The 17,759-nt window shown below is 49.2% G+C and carries 16 protein-coding genes; 5 read left to right on the forward strand and 11 right to left on the reverse strand.

The window, feature by feature from the left end; all coding sequences use genetic code 11:
• Positions 1 to 227 precede the first annotated feature (227 nt).
• Positions 228 to 1,337, reverse strand: coding sequence for a redoxin domain-containing protein (locus tag ACYVJM_RS22900; RefSeq protein ID WP_461150564.1), 1,110 nt, complete (start codon positions 1,335 to 1,337; stop codon positions 228 to 230).
• 261 nt (positions 1,338 to 1,598) lie between these two features.
• Between ACYVJM_RS22900 and ACYVJM_RS22905 the strand changes: the two genes are divergently transcribed.
• Positions 1,599 to 2,189, forward strand: a complete 591-nt coding sequence (locus tag ACYVJM_RS22905; RefSeq protein ID WP_461150565.1) for a hypothetical protein — start codon at positions 1,599 to 1,601, stop codon at positions 2,187 to 2,189.
• Between the two features lie 583 nt (positions 2,190 to 2,772).
• Positions 2,773 to 4,956: a prolyl oligopeptidase family serine peptidase gene (locus tag ACYVJM_RS22910; protein ID WP_461150566.1), complete on the forward strand. Its 2,184-nt coding sequence runs from the start codon at positions 2,773 to 2,775 to the stop codon at positions 4,954 to 4,956.
• Between the two features lie 399 nt (positions 4,957 to 5,355).
• On the opposite strand, the gene ACYVJM_RS22915 is transcribed toward ACYVJM_RS22910, so the two are convergent.
• Positions 5,356 to 5,646 (reverse strand): hypothetical protein, encoded by a 291-nt coding sequence (locus ACYVJM_RS22915; protein WP_461150567.1) that lies wholly within the window; start codon positions 5,644 to 5,646, stop codon positions 5,356 to 5,358.
• 27 nt (positions 5,647 to 5,673) lie between these two features.
• Positions 5,674 to 7,068, reverse strand: a complete 1,395-nt coding sequence (locus ACYVJM_RS22920; protein WP_461150568.1) for a sensor histidine kinase — start codon at positions 7,066 to 7,068, stop codon at positions 5,674 to 5,676.
• A 270-nt stretch (positions 7,069 to 7,338) separates the two neighbouring features.
• Here ACYVJM_RS22920 and ACYVJM_RS22925 point away from each other — a divergent pair, with 270 nt between their 5' ends.
• Complete coding sequence (locus ACYVJM_RS22925) at positions 7,339 to 7,872, forward strand: hypothetical protein (protein ID WP_461150569.1); 534 nt, start codon at positions 7,339 to 7,341, stop codon at positions 7,870 to 7,872.
• Between the two features lie 181 nt (positions 7,873 to 8,053).
• On the opposite strand, the gene ACYVJM_RS22930 is transcribed toward ACYVJM_RS22925, so the two are convergent.
• The 4 genes from ACYVJM_RS22930 to ACYVJM_RS22945 all read right to left on the reverse strand — a co-directional run bounded on the left by ACYVJM_RS22930 (position 8,054) and on the right by ACYVJM_RS22945 (position 10,775).
• Positions 8,054 to 8,665 carry a DedA family protein gene (locus ACYVJM_RS22930; RefSeq protein ID WP_461150570.1) on the reverse strand — a complete coding sequence of 204 codons (612 nt, stop codon included), beginning with the start codon at positions 8,663 to 8,665 and terminating at the stop codon, positions 8,054 to 8,056.
• 54 nt (positions 8,666 to 8,719) lie between these two features.
• On the reverse strand, positions 8,720 to 9,559 hold the full coding sequence (locus ACYVJM_RS22935; RefSeq protein WP_461150571.1) for an acyltransferase family protein: 840 nt from the start codon (positions 9,557 to 9,559) through the stop codon (positions 8,720 to 8,722).
• A complete protein-coding gene (locus tag ACYVJM_RS22940; protein WP_461150572.1) occupies positions 9,556 to 9,840 on the reverse strand; it encodes an acyltransferase family protein in 285 nt (94 codons plus the stop codon). Before ACYVJM_RS22940 ends, ACYVJM_RS22935 begins: the two co-directional genes overlap by 4 nt.
• Before the next feature lie 536 nt (positions 9,841 to 10,376).
• The gene (locus ACYVJM_RS22945) at positions 10,377 to 10,775 is read right to left on the reverse strand and encodes a hypothetical protein (RefSeq protein WP_461150573.1); all 399 of its coding nucleotides are present in this window, start codon (positions 10,773 to 10,775) and stop codon (positions 10,377 to 10,379) included.
• 510 nt (positions 10,776 to 11,285) lie between these two features.
• Between ACYVJM_RS22945 and ACYVJM_RS22950 the strand changes: the two genes are divergently transcribed.
• Positions 11,286 to 12,710: a carboxylesterase family protein gene (locus ACYVJM_RS22950; protein WP_461150574.1), complete on the forward strand. Its 1,425-nt coding sequence runs from the start codon at positions 11,286 to 11,288 to the stop codon at positions 12,708 to 12,710.
• A 66-nt stretch (positions 12,711 to 12,776) separates the two neighbouring features.
• Here ACYVJM_RS22950 and ACYVJM_RS22955 read toward each other — a convergent pair whose 3' ends face one another.
• From ACYVJM_RS22955 to ACYVJM_RS22965, 3 genes are all read right to left on the reverse strand, one after another.
• Positions 12,777 to 13,778 carry an NADP-dependent oxidoreductase gene (locus ACYVJM_RS22955; protein ID WP_461150575.1) on the reverse strand — a complete coding sequence of 334 codons (1,002 nt, stop codon included), beginning with the start codon at positions 13,776 to 13,778 and terminating at the stop codon, positions 12,777 to 12,779.
• Positions 13,779 to 13,970: 192 nt separating this feature from the next.
• Entirely contained in the window at positions 13,971 to 14,696 is a 726-nt protein-coding gene (locus ACYVJM_RS22960) for an SDR family oxidoreductase (protein ID WP_461150576.1), read from the reverse strand.
• A 141-nt stretch (positions 14,697 to 14,837) separates the two neighbouring features.
• Positions 14,838 to 15,428 carry a TetR/AcrR family transcriptional regulator gene (locus tag ACYVJM_RS22965; RefSeq protein ID WP_461150577.1) on the reverse strand — a complete coding sequence of 197 codons (591 nt, stop codon included), beginning with the start codon at positions 15,426 to 15,428 and terminating at the stop codon, positions 14,838 to 14,840.
• Between the two features lie 254 nt (positions 15,429 to 15,682).
• Between ACYVJM_RS22965 and ACYVJM_RS22970 the strand changes: the two genes are divergently transcribed.
• Positions 15,683 to 16,498: an LGFP repeat-containing protein gene (locus tag ACYVJM_RS22970; protein ID WP_461150578.1), complete on the forward strand. Its 816-nt coding sequence runs from the start codon at positions 15,683 to 15,685 to the stop codon at positions 16,496 to 16,498.
• Between the two features lie 307 nt (positions 16,499 to 16,805).
• Here the strand turns inward: ACYVJM_RS22970 and ACYVJM_RS22975 are convergent, their stop codons facing one another.
• Positions 16,806 to 17,747 carry an NAD(P)-dependent alcohol dehydrogenase gene (locus ACYVJM_RS22975; protein WP_461150579.1) on the reverse strand — a complete coding sequence of 314 codons (942 nt, stop codon included), beginning with the start codon at positions 17,745 to 17,747 and terminating at the stop codon, positions 16,806 to 16,808.
• Positions 17,748 to 17,759 lie beyond the last annotated feature (12 nt).

The following is a 17,759-nucleotide window of genomic DNA, read 5'->3' on the forward strand; positions in this document are numbered from 1 at the left end:
GGGACACTTTTCTGGGCTTTGGCGTGCTTTTTCTCAACTAAGCAGGGTAGACAATGGTAGAAAATCTCATTCGCCAATTCAGCCGCTGAAAAATCGATGTTGGAAGCAGAGTTGTGCAACAGCCACGGAGGCAATTTAAGAGCGGGTAAATTACACAATGTACTGAACGTCGTGAAGGAGAAATCTTGGGAGAAACTGGGTTTCTTTCAAGTCCAATCGACTGGCAACTAAGGCTTACTCTCAAGAATTTTAGCTAGTTTCTTCCTTAAAGCTTCTCCCCGAATATTCCTGGCAAGGATTTTTCCGTCAGGACCGATCAAAAAGTTTTGAGGAATAACTTGAATGGCATATTGTTTCACTATGTCTGTGTTCCAGTGGTTTAGCTCCGACACGTGCGTCCAGTCGAGCTGGTCTTTATGAATGGCTTTCAGCCAGGCTGCTTTACCGGTAGGCTGATCCAGTGAAACGCCAAGTATGGTAAAGTTCTTGTCTTTGTATTGTTGAAAGGTCTTGACCAGATTCGGATTTTCAGCCCGGCACGGACCACACCAGCTCGCCCAAAAATCAACCAGCACATACTTCCCTCGAAAGTTGCTTAACGATACCGCTTTCCCGATGGTATCCGGTTGGGTAAAGTCAGGCGCTAATGCACCCACCGACGTGGCTTGAATCAGAGCTAGCTTTTCGGCGTACGCTTTGCCGGGTTTGCTGGCTTTAATAGCCTCAGATAAGCGGCTGAACATGGATTCCAATTCAGAAAACTCTGGGGCATACCGATCTGTATATTGCTGCAAGGTATACAGGCTCAGCATGGAGGTTATATGTTCCCGAATAAACCGAGCTTTTACTTGTCTTTGCTGAGCAAGAGTGGCATCGGTTCGGCTCTCGACCCCTTTAGTAAATACTATATCCTTTTTCTGCTCTGGTGTAGCCGCCTGGTATTCCTTTTCCAGCAGCGTTAATTGGTCGTCCGTGGGCTTAAGCATTTGTTTTAGCTTCTGATGGTCGATATTCATCGGTGAGCCAGCCACAAGTGCGTTTTGAATGGAGTCAGGACTCGTCACAGAAATGGTGCCGGGTTCAAGATAAAAACGAATGGATTTTCGATCGACAAACAGCCACGCGTAATGGGGTTGATCCACGGATCCGGTAATAAAAAATCGTCCGTTATGAATCTGTGAAGAATCGGAATAGCCTGTGTTTCCTACAACATAACGGACATAGGCTTTGGCTCCGGTTTTCACCCTGGGCACATTGCCTTCAATTTTGTACATATTGCTCTGGGCCGCAAGCAGCAATGGAGCCAGGCACAGCGCAATTAGTAGAAAAGGCTTCATGAGCGTTGATTTAGCTGTTATAGCCGGTAAAAGAAACGAGTACAAATGGCCCCGACAAGTACTTGAACCGGATACTAAAAGATGCATTTCCTTGTCGGATTGTGGTCATTAGTACCTGTCAACGATTATCAGCAGTCTATGTAACTAACCTAGTTACGCTTGTTTTATCGGTAAAACATTATTTTACTAACTTATACTATAATTATTCATGCCTGTTTCTATTTTTGGTTTCTTTAAGTTTCTACCAGACCATAACTAACCATGAATCATTTTCGCTTACTCCCGGCAATTCTCCTGCTGGCTTGTACCTGGGCCATCAGTGCTTGTAAGAAAGAAGAGCTTCCCGCTCAAAAACCGCTACTGACTAATGGTGACATTGAGCAGAAAATACAAGGCTGGAGTTTCGGCTATGATACGCCACACCCTACGAATCCCAATGGATATGCTTTTGGCTTTACCTCAGAAGCTGCTTCATCTCCTCAGTACTCGTTGAAGATTAATTGCAATCAAGTCAGGAATGATAGCGCCTTTTCTTATTACGTGCAAAATAGTATCTCAATGAGCACAATACCGGTTGGTGCTAAACTAACCCTGAAAGCTAAAATCAAAACCGCTCTGGTTGGTCAGGGAGTGTCCATTGCCATTCGGGGTGATAAAGGCAATGCCTATGGCGTCTTTTTTGTGACTACTCAAGGCAAGACTCCAATCACAGGCACCCAGGAGTTTACGGAATATTCGGTGGTTTTGCCTTCGTATCCCGGTGGAATTGACAACCTGTTAGTGTATCTGGTTTACCTGCCAAAAACGACGGGGTCTGTTTATTTTGATGATTTATCCCTCACCGTCAATTGACCAGGACGGGTGTAAAAATTCCAAGGATCTATAATGTATCCGTGACGGATTGTGTTGCGGTGACGGACTGCCCGTAAAAAACTACTGTCACGCAACAACTGTGTCGTCGGGGAAAATGCTGACAGTCGTATCCGACTGATCGCCCTGGCCAGCTAGTTGATTTTAGGCATGTGGCCGCCATCCGAATCGGAGGTTTATGTAAACACCAGCGCAACGGAGTAAGTGTCCCGATAACAGGCAGGGGCCAGCATTCAGGTGCTTTGAAAAGAGTAAAATCCCCAAAAGCTGAGGTTGCTTTTTCAGGTTAGCCAACGTGGGCAACCGTTCCCTAAAAACGTTCTGTTTCCCGGGTACTTATCGCTAAATTGAGAAGCCAGCCGGTAGTCTTTTTCACATAAGCCTACTGTCAGAAACAACCCTTTTTTAATACCAGGCTGTTTCCCGGTGAGTTGTCGATACCGACTACCGATTGGTTGAGCCTATCAGCATGTCAATGCAGTACGGTATTGGCTCCTGAAGGGTCAACCCTATTCAATCAAAACTTCTATCAATCTTCCTCGAAATTCTTATTCACCGCGTATCTATGAAAGCTATCTGCCTGACCCTGTTTAGCTATTTTGTTAGTCTCTTCACTTTAATAGCCCAGACACAACCGTCGGTTGCCCGTTTACCCCTAACGCCTAAACAGCCTGTTACCGACATGTACTATGGTAAAGCGGTGGTCGACAACTACCGGTGGCTGGAGGATATGAACAGCCCTCAAACCAAAGACTGGTTTAAAGCCCAGGGTGACTACGCAAACGCCGTGCTGAGCCAGATTCCGGGCCGTGACAAGCTGATCCAGCAATTTGTCGACTATGACAAGATGCTGACTATTCGCTACGGGGAGGTCAAAAAAAGGGGCAACCGGTATTTCTACCGCAAAACCATGCCGGATGATAAAGCGGGAAAACTATACGTTCGGGAAGGAGAAACGGGTAAAGAAACCCTACTCTTTGACCCTCTGGCCTACGAAAAAGGGAAAACCTACCTGATGACTGCCTTCACCCCGACATCCGACGGTAAGAAGCTGGCGATCGGCCTGCAGGAGGGAGGTGCCGAACTATCGACCGTGCGCACCCTGGATGTGGCTACCAGGACATTCGGCCCAGAGAGCATTACGGCCGTATTTGGCGGTGAGGTGAGCTGGTTACCCGATGACAGCGGCTTTCTCTACACGCCCAACAACTCGATGGATACCAAAGACCCCCAGGGCAACCTCAACACGAAGGGGCGGCTGCATAGACTAGGGAATGATCCGGCCGCTAATCCAGACCTGTTTTCAATGGAGAAAAACCCGGATTTCGGTATCAAGCCCGATCAATACCCGACCATGTTTTATTCCAACGATCAAACCCAGGTATATGGCTACCTGGGCACCGTGGATCGTCGTGCCACGGCCTGGGTGGCTCCTGCTTCGGAGGTGGGCAAGCCGACTATTGGCTGGAAGCGGTTGTGTGCTGTAACCGACAGTGTGATCAGCTTTGCGAAACTGGGCGACCGGTTGTTTATACAAAGCATAAAAGGCGCACCCAATGGGCATATTCTGGTAACCGATGCGGCCAACCCCAACCCCGCCACCGCTACCGTCCTGCTACCCGAAAGCAAGCAGAATATTACCCGCATGGCCTCGTCGAAAGATTTTTTGTTTGTCATCCTGAGCGATGGCATCAACGAAAAAATCCGGCAGTATGATCCGCGCACGAAGCAGTGGGCCGATGTTCCCGTTCCGGGTACGGGGACGATGGGTATCGAATTTTACGACCCCCTCCATGCCAACGATGCGATGGTATACTCAACCTCATGGAACGATCCCGGAACGCTCTACGATTACGACCCGCAGACGCGTAAACTAGTTACCAGCACGTTCCATGTACCCATGAACTACCCCGGCGTGAGCGATCTGGTGGTGGAAGAAGTCGAAATACCCAGTCACGATGGAACGATGGTGCCACTCTCGATTATTTACAAAAAAGGCCTTAAGCGCGACGGGAGTGCGGCCTGCCTGATGGACGGTTACGGAGCATACGGCATATCAGGAACGCCTTACTTTAGTCGCCGGAATCTGGCCCTGCTGAACCGGGGGGTGGTGCTGGCGGAAACCCATCCGCGCGGAGGTTCAGAAAAAGGGCAGGCCTGGTACAAGGCGGGTTACAAAACAACGAAGCCCAACACCTGGAAGGATTTTATTGCGAGTGGCGAATACCTTATCAAAAAAGGATATACCAGCGCCGGTAAGCTCATTGGCATGGGTACTTCGGCGGGTGGTATTCTCATTGGCCGAGCCATCACTGAACGACCTGACCTGTTTGCGGCCGCCATCAGCAATGTAAGCTGCTCCAACGCCCTGCGCATGGAAAATTCGCCAAACGGTCCCATCAATGCGGCTGAGTTCGGCACCGTTAAGGACTCCACCGAGTGTATGGCACTTTACGAGATGGATGCCGTCAACCACGTGAAGGAAGGCACCAAATACCCGGCGGTGATGTGTGTGGGCGGCTGGAACGACCCGCGGGTGATTGCCTGGCAGCCGGGTAAGCTGGCCGCAGCCCTGCAAAATGCCAGCACCTCGGGTAAGCCCGTGCTGATGCAGGTAAACTACGATAATGGCCACTTTACGGAAGACAAAACCGTGTCCTTTCGTAATTTTGCCAATATGTTCGCCTTCGGGCTTTGGCAGGCCGGACATCCGGATTTTCAACCCATCAAGGAACTGGTCAGGAAGTGAGGGAAGTCAGTATGGAATTTCCCAGATCCAGCGACTAACGCACCACCTCAAATCCTGATTTTCCCCGTTTCCGAACTATAGAGAACTGACCAATTACCAGCCAATTTTGACCAGTATGTACCAAAATGGGGTAGTTGCAGTCGACTCGCAGCCAACCAATTGGTTCATGTTCTATCTTGCCGATATTATAGGTTCATTCTAAGGATAAACCTATTGGTGTGGATAGAAACGGAAAGCCTACCTTCAACTGAAGGCAGGCTTTTTTGTGCTTGGGAAATTCTGGTTCGTCCTTCCGCTACTAAAACAGATTTGGCTCAAATAATGGGCTTCGGCAAGGCCCGTTTGGTTGAATCCGTGACGTAAGGAAAAAACATAATTTATAACCTTGACATTCGCCGTTTACCCAGGCAACAATTGCTCTGCCCGACGCACTGTTCTTCGCAGTCGGGCCAGCGCAGATTCATCACCGAGTAAGTAGGAAGCCAATTCGGATTGACAGTCATACTCAATGAGCCGTCCGGCTGGTTGTAGAGGAATGACGGCCTCATCTTCTACCGAGTCAAGTAGACTATGCATCTCCGACTGCACTTCCTGGAAAGCGCGTGTCAGGGTAAGTGCCGAGCTGCTGCCGGGTAATTGGCAGAAAAAATCCACGGCATATCGGAATGGTAGGTAAGGATCGTTGACCATCGTATGGCAGTAGCAGGCTTTGCGTACTCACTTCTTTACAAAGGGTTTATTCTCACTCAGCAAGGGCAACGTCACGCGAAACCAGCCATTCAATTCCTCGATCAGGAGGTTATAACCTTCCGAATCAGCGTGGTTCAGCAGCCGATACTTATCGGTGATGTTGGACAGGCCCACCCCGTTTGACTCGACCCGTACGTTCCGGCGCTGTAGCTTGTTTTCAACGATAAACCGGCCCTCTGCCGTAGTCCGAATGCGAATCGTCAGGGGTTCTTCGGGCAGGGCGCGGTTGTGTTTAACCGCATTCTCGACCAGCAGTTGCAAGGTCAGGGGCGGAATCAGCGCATCGTGGCAGGTGTTGTCCACCGCAACCTCCAGGCAAACACTGCTGCCGTAACGGGTTTTGAGCAAGTGAAAGTAGGATTGAATAAAACTCAACTCAACGCTAAGCGTGGTCAGATCCTGATCGCCCGCCCGCAGCAGGTACCGATATACGCTTGATAGCTCATCGACATATTCGGTGGCCTGCTGTGGGTTTTCGTCGATCAGCGAGGAAAGCGAATTGAGAGAGTTAAACAGAAAATGCGGATTGACCTGGCTTTGCAAAGCCCTCATCTGGGCTTCAGTATGCTGCTGTTTGAGCTGCTGAAGCGCTAAATCGGCCTGTAGCTGACGGCGCAGGCTTTGCTCGCGTTCCCGTAGTAGTTCCTGCTCGGCCAGCATCTGTCGGTGGGTTTCGCGTCGCTGTCGGTACGATAGCCCCAGCGATACGCAGGCAATGTCGAGTAGAAGCCCTACCTGGCCGATAAAGCCAGGATGCAATGGCAACGGCAGGCGAAACAGCCCCTCTCTCATGCCTGCCTGGCCATAACGGACAATCACAAGAATACCCAGCAGTTCGCTGATGAACAGCGCCAGCGTTCCGGCCACGAAAAAACGGGCAAGCACATCCGGTTTGCGAACATTGACCACTACCGTATAGGCTATGGTCAGGTAAGTAACCAGGATAATGAGGACTCGAACCAGGTTGAGCTGCGTTTCATGCCAATCAGTTTGCCAGGCCGATGAAAACAGGTTGAAATACACTTCGGGTATGGCTATCAGAGCCACGCTCCACTGAATCCGACGGTACCAGCCAAGCAAACGGGGGCGGTGCTTTATAGCAAGAAATGTGATCGCTATTTCGAAGTAAAGCAGCGAAAACAGGTGTAGCGAAATGGTCTGTATAAAGGCAGACACATGGGGGGGTAAGCGTACATAGTCAATGCCAAACCCAATAATCCATAGTAAAATATAAGCCGTGTACTGACCGTAGATGCGCTCCTGATGGACGGCCCATTGAATCAAGTTGGCGATGAGCATAACCAATACGGCTCCCATAAAAAGGAGGAACCACTGATTATAAGTCAGGGCGAAAGCAGGCATCAGACGGAGTGATTGGTTGAAGCGAAAATAAGCAAATACCGATTCACCGGCTAGTTTACTGCTTCCTGTTTAGAGCGGTGGCAGCCCAAACGGGATAGCAGCAACTTCGGGAACAGGGTTTGGTATCGACTCGCCTTTGTAGAGTGTCAGCTAAAAGTCGCTTCACCTGCGGCTTTTTCCGTTTCAGGGTAATCATTACTGACAGGGCGGAGACCGGAGGGTAATTTTGATGCGTCAAACAACAAATCATCAAATCTTCCTCTAAAACCAATGAAAAAATTACTCTTTATGCTGTTTGCAGTAGCCGTTCTCGGCACAAGCTGTAAAAAAGACAGTGACGTAGTGCCCGGCGGGCATATCGACGCCAAAGTCGTAGGAAAATGGATGTATGGCTCTTTTGCCATGAGCCAGTTCTGGTCGTATGATGGGTCGTACCTGGGAAATCCGTTTGAGCTGGCGGTCGTTTTCGACTTCAAAGCGAACGGCACCTACGAAAAATACTTTGTATCATCGGCCCGCGATTACAACAGTTGTCGCACGGAAGCCTTTACGTACGAGACCGGCAGTGTTGACTTCAACCAGGCAGACGGGACCTTTACGACTACGGCTACAGCAGGTAAATACCGGGGCTACTATTCGTGCATACCCGGCAAGAACATAAACCGCAACATGGAGCGCTCGGAGTTGAAAAAACAGACCTATTACTACGAGTTGGTAAAGGGCAGCAACGGTCAGCTCAATATTGTGGTGCGTTTCAACAAAGGCGACACCAACACCAGCACGTTCCAGCCTACTTCGTGGTAAACAATTGGGGTTGAAGTAGCGGCAGTCGTGCCCGAAACTCACCCCCTCCATTGCTTACGGTTAAACACAGTAGGCAACAAATAAACCGGAAAACGTAGTGGGCATAGAGCCCTGTTGACAGTTTAGTATTGCAGCAGCTGATCGGTTATGACAGACAGTTTTTTTACTGTCTGTCATAACACTACTTAAGTGGAATCGATTGATAGCCGACCACAGATTTATCCATCGACTGTTTTTTCAAGCGGGATCGTTTGACCAGTTGGTAAACAAGCCATAAGACGCCTAAGCCTGCCACTGTGATAAAGGCCGTCGTTTCGGAAGGGTGGAGGCTATCATAGAGCTGTTTGAGTCCTTTAGCCAGGTTGCTGCCCAGAAGAGCCACACTCACGGCCCATACCGACGCCCCAAGTGCATTATAGATCGTAAATCGGGTCGCGGAAAAGCCCGCCAAACCCAGAGCGGCCGGCACCGCGCCCCGCAAGCCATACAGCGCCCGAAAACCGATCACCAGACCCGTGCCATAGCGATTGATCAATCGCTCAATTCGCTGGTAACGCAGCTGCCAGCGAGGTCGCGTGCGGATAAAGCCTGGACCAAAGCGATTGCCTACCAGAAAACAAAGCTGCGTGATACAGAACGAAGAAAACGCAGCCAGACCAATTACGGCCGGTAACGAAAAATACCCTTGGTGGGCTAAATAAACCCCGATTAATAAAAACGCTTCACTTTCCAGCAGTACACCGAGAAACAGCATAGGATAGCCATAGGTGAGCATGAGTTCCTGAAAGTCCATGATTCATTAGATAACGTTGAGTTCAGGTAAAACTCATTCAAGGTCAAATGGTTATCACCCCTGGTTCAGCTTTCTGCGCAACCAGGCTCTTAGCGGTTTATCGTACCACTTTAAACTGGCATAAGCCAACACGATAGCGCCTGAAAAAGTGAGTAATGCATAAGGCCAGGCCTGCCATAGGGTGATACCACGGTGATTGCTTACCCAGGCCACGTAAAAATAGACAAGCACATAGTGTGTCATGTACAGGGGATAGGAAAGCTCACCCAGGAACCGACAAATTTTAGCTTCCACCTGATTATTCACCGCACCACCGGCACCCATGCAGACGACCAATGGAAAGACAATGATGATGCAGAAAGCTTCGTAAAGACCATTCATCCAACCCTGCTCTGCACCGCCTATTCTTGGCATGAACAAAACAACCGCCACCAGCAGGCTACACCATACGAAGGCCCGGTTGACCGAGGCAGGCCGCGATACCCGCCACAAAAGCAAGCCGGCAAAAAATGGGAATAAGGTGCGTATGATTCCGATACGCATGTGTTCTGCATTGAGTGTCCAGCCACCAGCAATGTCTCCGGCAGAGCTGGTAACCGCCAGATGCAAAAGCAAGGCTCCTGCCAGCCCCACAAAACAAGCCAATGCTTTATTCGATAACTTTCTTAGCCCCAGCGCATAGAGCAGATTGGCTATGTATTCGAAGAATAACGACCAGCCAACGCTGTTGAGCGGATGCATTTCCTGCCAGCCGCGTATATCCATAGAAATTGGTATGGGCAGAAGCGTATAGCCTATCAGCATCACGACGATCAGCTTCTCCGGAGGAACGGTATGGATCAGCGGCCATATCGTCGAGTCGGTAAAATAAAAGCCAATGGCCCCCAGCGTCATGCCCCCAGAACAACGAGTGGTTGCAGTCGCTCGAACCGGCGCTTTAGAAAGCCGCCAATGGTTAATTTATCCCATCTGTCGTCATAGGCATACCCAATCACAAAGCCGGACAGGAGAAAGAAAAAGTCGACAGCCAGGTATCCATGGTTTACCACATTGTCGAGGTGGCTGCTGGCCAGCGGTTCGGTCAGGTGAAAGATGACCACGATAATAGCGGCTACGCCTCGAAGTCCATCCAACAGTACGTAATGCGGCTTTGTAATCAATGGGTTATTGTTCATTAACAGCAGGAAGTTTGGCAAGACCCAGGGTCCTGACCACAAAAGGTACTGGCGGCTTTACTTTTTTCTTTTCCGCCGGGCGACACGGCATACGCTTCAATGGCGTCTATGTTCGTTCGTTTCCTCTCACCTGAACGTCGATACAGAAGGAGGTCAAGGCACGAGTAGAGGAGCTACATCGGGCTATAAACTACTCTGCCAAGTTGGTTTGTTTTGCCTGAATTCACCATGCGGCTCAGGGTCTTAAATCCAGATTACTTGGTGTTAATACTGGCTTATAGCTGTAAATCAATGCTTGGTTTTGTTTTATACTCTCGTACACTCTGCAGTATTTGACCTAACGTTTGACTCGACAGCAGGATCAATCCACTTCGAATGAGTAGCGAAACAAACCCTTCCCTGACATGTAAAGGATGGGAAAGGCGATCACGAGCAGAAATATCCATTCAGTATAGTTCGATCGATTCATAGTTGTTTTGGCTATTTCGACTTACTCCACCTATTCTTGCAACGGCCGCCACACGTATACAACAGGATTAATAGTCTATTCTGATATTTAATAAGCCATTCTTAGCTGTGATTGGTTGGTATATTAAATTGAAATCTCCAGCCATTTCACCGATATATACTTTCTTGTTAACTCTCCCTTTTGAAAGTTTAACAACGCTGCCACTGTTATCCCAAACTGGTAAGCCTCTACTATCTTGAGGACCATTAGGCATAAAAACCACGGCTTTCCCATCGAGTACTCCGGTAATCTCGACAACAACGGGGCCATCAATGCTTAGTTGAAAATGAGTTTGTTTGACCTTGAATTCATGCCGTTGACTGGCACTCCCGACATTAAAGGAGTTTCCGGTACATTCAATCAGGTAAATGACTACGATTAAGAATAAAGCGGATAAGCCTAAAATTCGTTTAATTTTAAGTGTCATAGAGTTAACTGATACGATTAGCAATAAATATAGCTTATCTCTCAACGCGTATGATGTAACTGTACCTTCTATCTAAGTTTAATCTCTCTACATAATCGTAGTGTCTGCTGCAAAAGTTAACAAGGCTACGAAGTCTATTGCCAGGTAAGCAGTTTTTTCCTTGTAAACGGAGGAGAATCGGGGACTTATCCAAGGCCACCACGCCCGTTTTGGGCTTTTGCAACAGCCACCACTTTTACATACTGTGTGAATAGGCCAGCGTGATCAGCAAATTCCAGTACACAAAAAGCCAGGGAGATTCTGAATAGTCACTTCAAGTTTTGGAAGACAGATATCGCTGGGTCTACACCTTCATATCATCAATGGAATGTGATAGGCAGACTCCTAAACTGCTTAATGGGTTGTAACGCATTTGAGACCGCTGCACCAGCCCGTGCTGTATCATGTTTAAAAGGGCAATTGTAGTAAAGCTTTTGGTATAAAGCCTTTGTGGGTCAACACCTGGCTTCAATGACAAGATCCTTCTATCAAACCATTTGCGCCAGCCTGGGGCTGTCCTTAGCGGCTGGCTTGTTTCAAAGCTGGCTCCATTTTCAGCGGGGCGTTGATCTATACATGCTGGCCTCGTTTCGGAGCTGGTTTGTCGTTGGCGACTTCACTGTACTCACAACGGCTATTCTGCTCCTGATCTATTATCGTCGAAAAGGCTTCAAAGCGGCTTTCTGGACGGGACTGGCAGCTTCAGTAAGCTCACAGATAACGCTTCTCTATCTAGTACTGGCAACAATTTACCCGCTGCTTGGCCAGTATCCCAAAGCGGCTGTATTGATGGGTTTTTTGGCTTCTCTGGTGTATGGCGCCACGCTGGCTACTACTCGTACAGCGAGCAGACCCTGGCTAAAGTGGGCAGGTATTGTACTGGCTCTCCTATGCGGGGGCCAGTTAGCAGCCCTGGCGTGGTTTTGGAATATGCCCCCCTATCCCCCAAACACCACCCTCGACTTAATTCAGCAATACCTCTCCCTGGCAGACCGGATCGTTCCGGTTCTTCTGCTGGTAAATTTTGCCGATGAGTTAAAAAGCGTTTCCAGCGATAAGGAGCCAACACACTTACCGACCGGGCTGTTGATTGCCAAAATGATCGTGGCGATTCTTGCCGTTTTTACAACGGTACTCGCGATTCAGCTTATTGGAGACAACCACAACCATACGCATGTGTCTGCCCGAGAAATGACCTTGGCACAGCCTTTTGAGGAGGGGAGCTACATCGGTCCCCAGGGCGATACGTTGCTGTACCGGATTATGAAGCCGCTTCACTACGATCCCCGTAAACGCTATCCCCTGGTGGTTGGTTTGCCTTATTCCTGTCGCTTAGATAATACCCGCCAGATCGACGCCTGTCCCATAGCCAAATGGTTGGCAACGGATGAGAACAGGCGCAAGTATGCTGCTTTTGTTTTTGTGCCCCGCTGTCCACCCTATACGGGCTGGGGGGGAGTCGCCAACACCCCTTCCGTGGCCTCCGTGGCCATTGAGGCCATCCTTTCTCTGGACAAAAAGTTTTCAATTGATGCCCAAAGGCGTTACGTGTCGGGCGTGTCCCGGGGTGGCTACGGATCCTGGCATCTGATTGGAACGCACCCGGAGTTGTTTGCGGCCGCCATTCCGGTATGTGGCGAAGGCGACATTCGTCAGGCTCCCGGTATGGCTGGAATCCCGGTTTGGGCTTTTCACGGAGCTAAAGACATGAATGTTCCGGTCAGCGGTTCACGCGATATGGTCAATGCGCTAAAAAAAGCGGGCGGTAGTCCCCGCTACACGGAGTACCCGGATGCCGCTCACAGCATCTGGGAAGAAGTAGTAAAGACGCCTGGTTTGTTAGACTGGCTATTTGCCCAAAAGCAAGACGACCCACGAACAGCAAGTAAAAGCTAAGGTGTATCAAAAAAGACACCTACAGGAGACGAATGTAAATCGACGTGTTTTTGGTGAATGGATGGGTCACTTCATCTTGATAACGACCTTGCCCTTGGCCCGGCCACTTTCTACGTACGCCAGGGCTTCATTGGCTTTGTCGAACGGATACACTTTATCCATAACGGGTTTGAGAGCATCCGTTTCGACTAAGTTGGCCAGCTTGCTTAATTGCCCTCCGTCGGCCCGCATGAATAGGAAGGAATAATCGATCTGCCGTTTTCGGGCTTTACTGCGAATACCGCGGCTCAATAAGCTCAGAATCAGTTTCACGAACCAGGCGGCTCCCGTTTGATTGGCCAGATCAGCCGTTGGGGGACCAGAAATGGATACGACTTTGCCGCCGGGCTTTAGGATGTTCAGGGATTTTTCGAGCGTCTTCGTATCCTGGCTATTCAATACGCCATCATAGTTGTTCAGGATGGTTTCGAAGTCCTGAGTCTTGTAATCAATCAGGACATCGGCTCCCAGCTTTTTCAGGGCATCGAAGCTAGCGACGCCGGCTGTGGTGGCTACAGTAGCCCCCAGGTGTTTGGCGAGTTGGATGGCAATCGTTCCCACCCCCCCGGAGCCAGCCTGAATAAAGATTTGCTGCCCTTTTTTAACGCTCAGATGCTCGGTTAACGCCTGCCAGGCGGTTAAGGCCACTAAGGGTAACGAGGCCGCTTCGGTCATGGACAGGTTTTTAGGTTTGAGCGCCACATCGTTTTCGTGGATGGCAATTCGTTCGGCAAACGTACCGATACGGCCATCGGCCGGTCGGGAATAAACTTCATCGCCAACCTTGAACCGTTTCACCTGTTTCCCAACTTTGAGAATGACGCCCGCTACATCATGGCCTAAAATCAAGGGCAATTTGTAGGGGAGAATCAGCTTAAATTCCCCCGCTTTTAGTTTGGAATCCAGCAGATTCAGGCCTGCAGCATGGATGTCCACCAGTACATCATTGTCGCCGACGATGGGTTCGGGCGCATCCGACAACTGCATGGCCCCTTTTTTGTCGTATTTACTAATTATAAATGCTTTCATGGGATGATTATTTTAATTGCCATTGATCACCAATACGGGCAAGTCAAAAACGAACAACTCGGTGGGTGGTCTAGGCCCCGGACTTTGGTAGCGTGGAACTGCGTCTGCCGTGTTCCAAACCCGCCCGTTTGGGTTGGCCTGGCCGCGTTTTCAGTGAGTTTATGCGTTGGTTGAGTAGCGTACGGAGCATGGTTACTGAAGGCTGGCTGACAACTGCTCCACTAGTTGATGAATTCGCTTCGTCTCTCCAACCGGCACTTCAACTTGATCGTTTGCCAGTGCCTGAAACAGTTCGTCGGCCACTTCCGAAGCCGGAATACCGTTGGCTCCGCCTATTTCTGCCGAGAACTCGGTATTGACCAGGGGTGGGTACAACTCATAGATGGTTAACCTGTCGTTTTCGGCAAACGTGTCGCGCAGACCCTGGGTGTAGCTATGCAGGGCGGCTTTGCTGGCGGAGTAGGTCGGCAGGAATTTGTTTCCCCGAAAAACCGCGATGGACGTCACGTTTACGATGGCGGCATCGACCTGTTTCAATAACTGGGGCAATACCAGTGTGGTAAAATGGATGATGCTCAGGTAGTTGGTGTTGATTTCCTGATAGGCTTTCCCGGCGGCATCGTTGGCGCTGTCGCCGAGGTTATTCATAAAAGCCGCCCCCGCATTGTTAATGACTATGTTGACGTCGGGGTAGTGGGTGGCCAATTCCTGCGCGATGCGAATACGGTCGGCTTCTACGGACAGGTCACCCTGAATGGCCACAGCATTGGTCAGTTCGCTCAATGCTGTTTGTAGTCGTTGGCTATTGCGGCCATTGATGATGACTCGATTGCCTTCGGCACTCAGTTTTCTGGCGATGGCCAGTCCGATACCGGCACTACCTCCACTGATAAATACGGTATTTCCTGTTGTTTTCATGGTTTGTGACTGTTTAAGCGGATGTTTTTTATCCAATTATTGGTTAATTAACCCTGCCTTTCAAGTTTGTATTTTATACCTTTTGGTCTATTGTTAGGGCCCATAAAATAAACCAAAAGGTTTATTTTATGGGCAAAAAAATCAGGGTGTATACGCTTCCAGCTCCGATTTCAAACTTCTAATCAGGGTGTGCATTGGCTTTATGGTATCCATGACCCGGCACATCATCAGCCCTCCTTCTACGGCAGCAGCGAGTTTGAATGCCAGAGCGGGTGGGTTCAGCTTGTTGGAAAATTCACCGTTTTGAATCCCTTCTTCGAGCAGCAGTGTTATTTCTTGCTGTCCGGCCCGTATAACTGCCGCTACTTTTTCTTTTAAGGCGGGGTTGTTGTCATCTACTTCGGTAGCTGTATTGAAAATAGGGCAACCGCCTGGTAAATAGGTGTGTATGGGGTCTTTGTAGAAATCGAGGAAGGCAAATACTTTTGCTTTGGCTGTTTTGCCACTGGCAACGGCCAGCCGCATCTTATCAACCGTTTTCCGTAAGGCCAGATCAATAACCTGCTCTGACAGGTCTTCCTTGCTCTGGAAATGTCCATACAGGCATCCTTTGGTCAATTTAGTTGCGCTCAGTACATCGTCGATACTTACGCCAGCTATCCCTTTTGTATTGTAAAGCGGTATTGCCGTTTCCAGTATGAACTGTTTTGTCTTTTCTGCTTTGGTGAGCATGGCCTTCCTTTTGTTGAGACAAATATACTATTAGGTATATTTTATAGGCAAGATAAATTGAATTTATTTTACTAACCCCCCGCTTTGCTGCCTTTAATTACTGGCTTATATACTTAAATACGAGCCTAAGTTTTCTATAGTCTATTTAATAAATGGGTGAAAAGGGTTATTTACTGTTACACCATCTATCCGGAGTTTTACGGTGTAAACTGGCCAGTATCCGTTTTGATCAACACTAAAACTTAACAAGCAACATGCCAACTAATATTGATGGATTTGTCGTTTTCGGGGCAATCGAACAGAAATGGTTGTCTATTGGAGGGCCAAACAGCCCTCTCAAACACCCTGTTACCAATGAATTTAAAACATTTGACGGGGTAGGTCGTCGTCAAAATTTCCAGGGTGGTATGATTTCCTGGCGCCCTAATACCGGTGCTTTTATTGTGTGGGGACTTATTGGCGCCCGTTGGTTACAAATTGGCGCTGAACAGTTTGGTTACCCCATTACCGACGAAACAGTGGTCCCGGACCGGCGTGGCCGGTTCAACCATTTCCGGGCCTTTCGACCCGATAATTCTCTCATTGGGGAAAGCTCTATCTATTGGCTACCCGAAACAGGTGCGCACGAAATCTACGGAGGCATTCGGGATTTTTGGGCTAAAAATGGCTGGGAAAGGAGCAAAGTTGGCTACCCCATTAATGCCGAACATGATCGGAGCGACAAGCCAGGACGCGAACAGCAATTTCAGCGAGGTCGAATCATTTGGTCTCCCACCTCAGGTAGTTCGTTTGCTCAACCGTCCGTTATTCTCCGCGCAGTGGCCGACCAGGGGCGTTTTATCGTCGTGGATGGGAGCTGGTTCACACCTAATCAATCGGTGAAACTGGGGTATGACATTTACGCTGGCGGAGGGCCAACCACTCATCAAACGGGTGAAGATACCTTCACCAGCGATGGAGCCGGCCGTTTTCACCATTCCATCCGAGTAAATCTTGGGGGTGATATACGTGGGGCTCAGGCCCGAGCAACCGATGTGGCTTCCGGGGCAACGGCGAACGGCTCCGTTTAACATTCGGCAACTCCTCTACTGCTGTCTTGGTCGAAACCAAAGGCAATAGTTTAGCCATTGAATGGGCTTATTGATGAGTGCGATACAGTGAGCAAAGCTTGTGATGAACTTGCTCTTTTTTATTGAACAAATGGTATTTACTTATTTTTCAATAAAAAAGAGCAAGTCTAAAAATGACAGATTCACTTTTTGGGAAGCTTAGTTCCAGAGTCCATTTTAGTGAAGAGCACCGGGCACAGGCTGTAGGTAACGACAGTCGATTTTCCAATCTATATATGTGGCAGAAGTTCAACCACCAAGGCCGCGCTTAGTCAAGCACGATTACTGACTTTCCAATCCGTTTACCCCGACGGGCTTCCGTATAAGCTTCCCGGACTTGGTTGAGAGGGTATGTACTGGCCAATACGATCTGCAGGTTAGCTTCAGCTAGCTTTGCTAACGCAGCGAGCCTTTCAGCGGTTGGTTTCACGATCAGGATTTTATGTTTCTGTCCAGAAATCAGGTTATTGATGAAGGAGGATACGAGCCCCAGCGGGGAGGGGAGCGTACTGACAAAAACCGCTTTTGGCTTCATCAGGCCCCTGGCTTCGGTAAAAGACAACTTGGTAGACAAGTCAATAACAGCGTCGAACTTCTGAGTCAGCAACGGTATCGATTGCCTGGTGTAGTCGACAACCGCATCTGCACCCCATTTTTTTGCTTCGGTAATACCTTTTGTGCTGACAACCGCCGTCACCCTGGCACCGCGTTTTTTGGCTAGCTGCACAGCAAAGATGCCAATGCCGCCGGTCGCGCCGTTGATTAGTACGTCCTGATTGGCACCGACAGCTGCCAACTGATCAATGATCTGCAGGGCCGATAGTCCGGTTACGGGTAGAGCGGCTGCCTGCTCGAACGAGAGGTTGGCCGGTTTTGGGGAGATGTCCGTTTGGTTGACAGCAATGTAGTCGGCCAGGGCGCCACCTTTAAAAACGTCCAGTATGCCAATGACCGCATCACCGGCGGTAAAGCCCGTAACGGCGCTGCCGATTTGTTCAACAATACCCGAGAAATCGATGCCCACCGATTTAGGAAATGAAGACCCCGACATCAATTTCATTTCTCCGCCGTACACTTTCCAATCCAGCGGATTAATGGAAACCGCTTTTACCCGAACCAGGAGTTGATCCTTCTTAATAGTTGGCACCGCTTGCTCCATAATATTCAGCACGCTTTCATCGCCAAACTGGGTATACAATACTTTTTTCATGATGGTTGACCG

The sequence above is a fragment of the Spirosoma pulveris genome (assembly GCF_054781875.1).

Excerpts from the sequence above, each read along its gene's own strand:
- ACYVJM_RS22900 (WP_461150564.1), bottom strand. The coding sequence starts at position 1,337 with ATGAAGCCTTTTCTACTAATTGCGCTGTGCCTGGCTCCATTGCTGCTT.
- ACYVJM_RS22905 (WP_461150565.1), top strand. The coding sequence starts at position 1,599 with ATGAATCATTTTCGCTTACTCCCGGCAATTCTCCTGCTGGCTTGTACC.
- ACYVJM_RS22910 (WP_461150566.1), top strand. The coding sequence starts at position 2,773 with ATGAAAGCTATCTGCCTGACCCTGTTTAGCTATTTTGTTAGTCTCTTC.
- ACYVJM_RS22915 (WP_461150567.1), bottom strand. The coding sequence starts at position 5,646 with ATGGTCAACGATCCTTACCTACCATTCCGATATGCCGTGGATTTTTTC.
- ACYVJM_RS22920 (WP_461150568.1), bottom strand. The coding sequence starts at position 7,068 with ATGCCTGCTTTCGCCCTGACTTATAATCAGTGGTTCCTCCTTTTTATG.
- ACYVJM_RS22925 (WP_461150569.1), top strand. The coding sequence starts at position 7,339 with ATGAAAAAATTACTCTTTATGCTGTTTGCAGTAGCCGTTCTCGGCACA.
- ACYVJM_RS22930 (WP_461150570.1), bottom strand. The coding sequence starts at position 8,665 with ATGGACTTTCAGGAACTCATGCTCACCTATGGCTATCCTATGCTGTTT.
- ACYVJM_RS22935 (WP_461150571.1), bottom strand. The coding sequence starts at position 9,559 with ATGACGCTGGGGGCCATTGGCTTTTATTTTACCGACTCGACGATATGG.
- ACYVJM_RS22940 (WP_461150572.1), bottom strand. The coding sequence starts at position 9,840 with ATGAACAATAACCCATTGATTACAAAGCCGCATTACGTACTGTTGGAT.
- ACYVJM_RS22945 (WP_461150573.1), bottom strand. The coding sequence starts at position 10,775 with ATGACACTTAAAATTAAACGAATTTTAGGCTTATCCGCTTTATTCTTA.
- ACYVJM_RS22950 (WP_461150574.1), top strand. The coding sequence starts at position 11,286 with ATGACAAGATCCTTCTATCAAACCATTTGCGCCAGCCTGGGGCTGTCC.
- ACYVJM_RS22955 (WP_461150575.1), bottom strand. The coding sequence starts at position 13,778 with ATGAAAGCATTTATAATTAGTAAATACGACAAAAAAGGGGCCATGCAG.
- ACYVJM_RS22960 (WP_461150576.1), bottom strand. The coding sequence starts at position 14,696 with ATGAAAACAACAGGAAATACCGTATTTATCAGTGGAGGTAGTGCCGGT.
- ACYVJM_RS22965 (WP_461150577.1), bottom strand. The coding sequence starts at position 15,428 with ATGCTCACCAAAGCAGAAAAGACAAAACAGTTCATACTGGAAACGGCA.
- ACYVJM_RS22970 (WP_461150578.1), top strand. The coding sequence starts at position 15,683 with ATGCCAACTAATATTGATGGATTTGTCGTTTTCGGGGCAATCGAACAG.
- ACYVJM_RS22975 (WP_461150579.1), bottom strand. The coding sequence starts at position 17,747 with ATGAAAAAAGTATTGTATACCCAGTTTGGCGATGAAAGCGTGCTGAAT.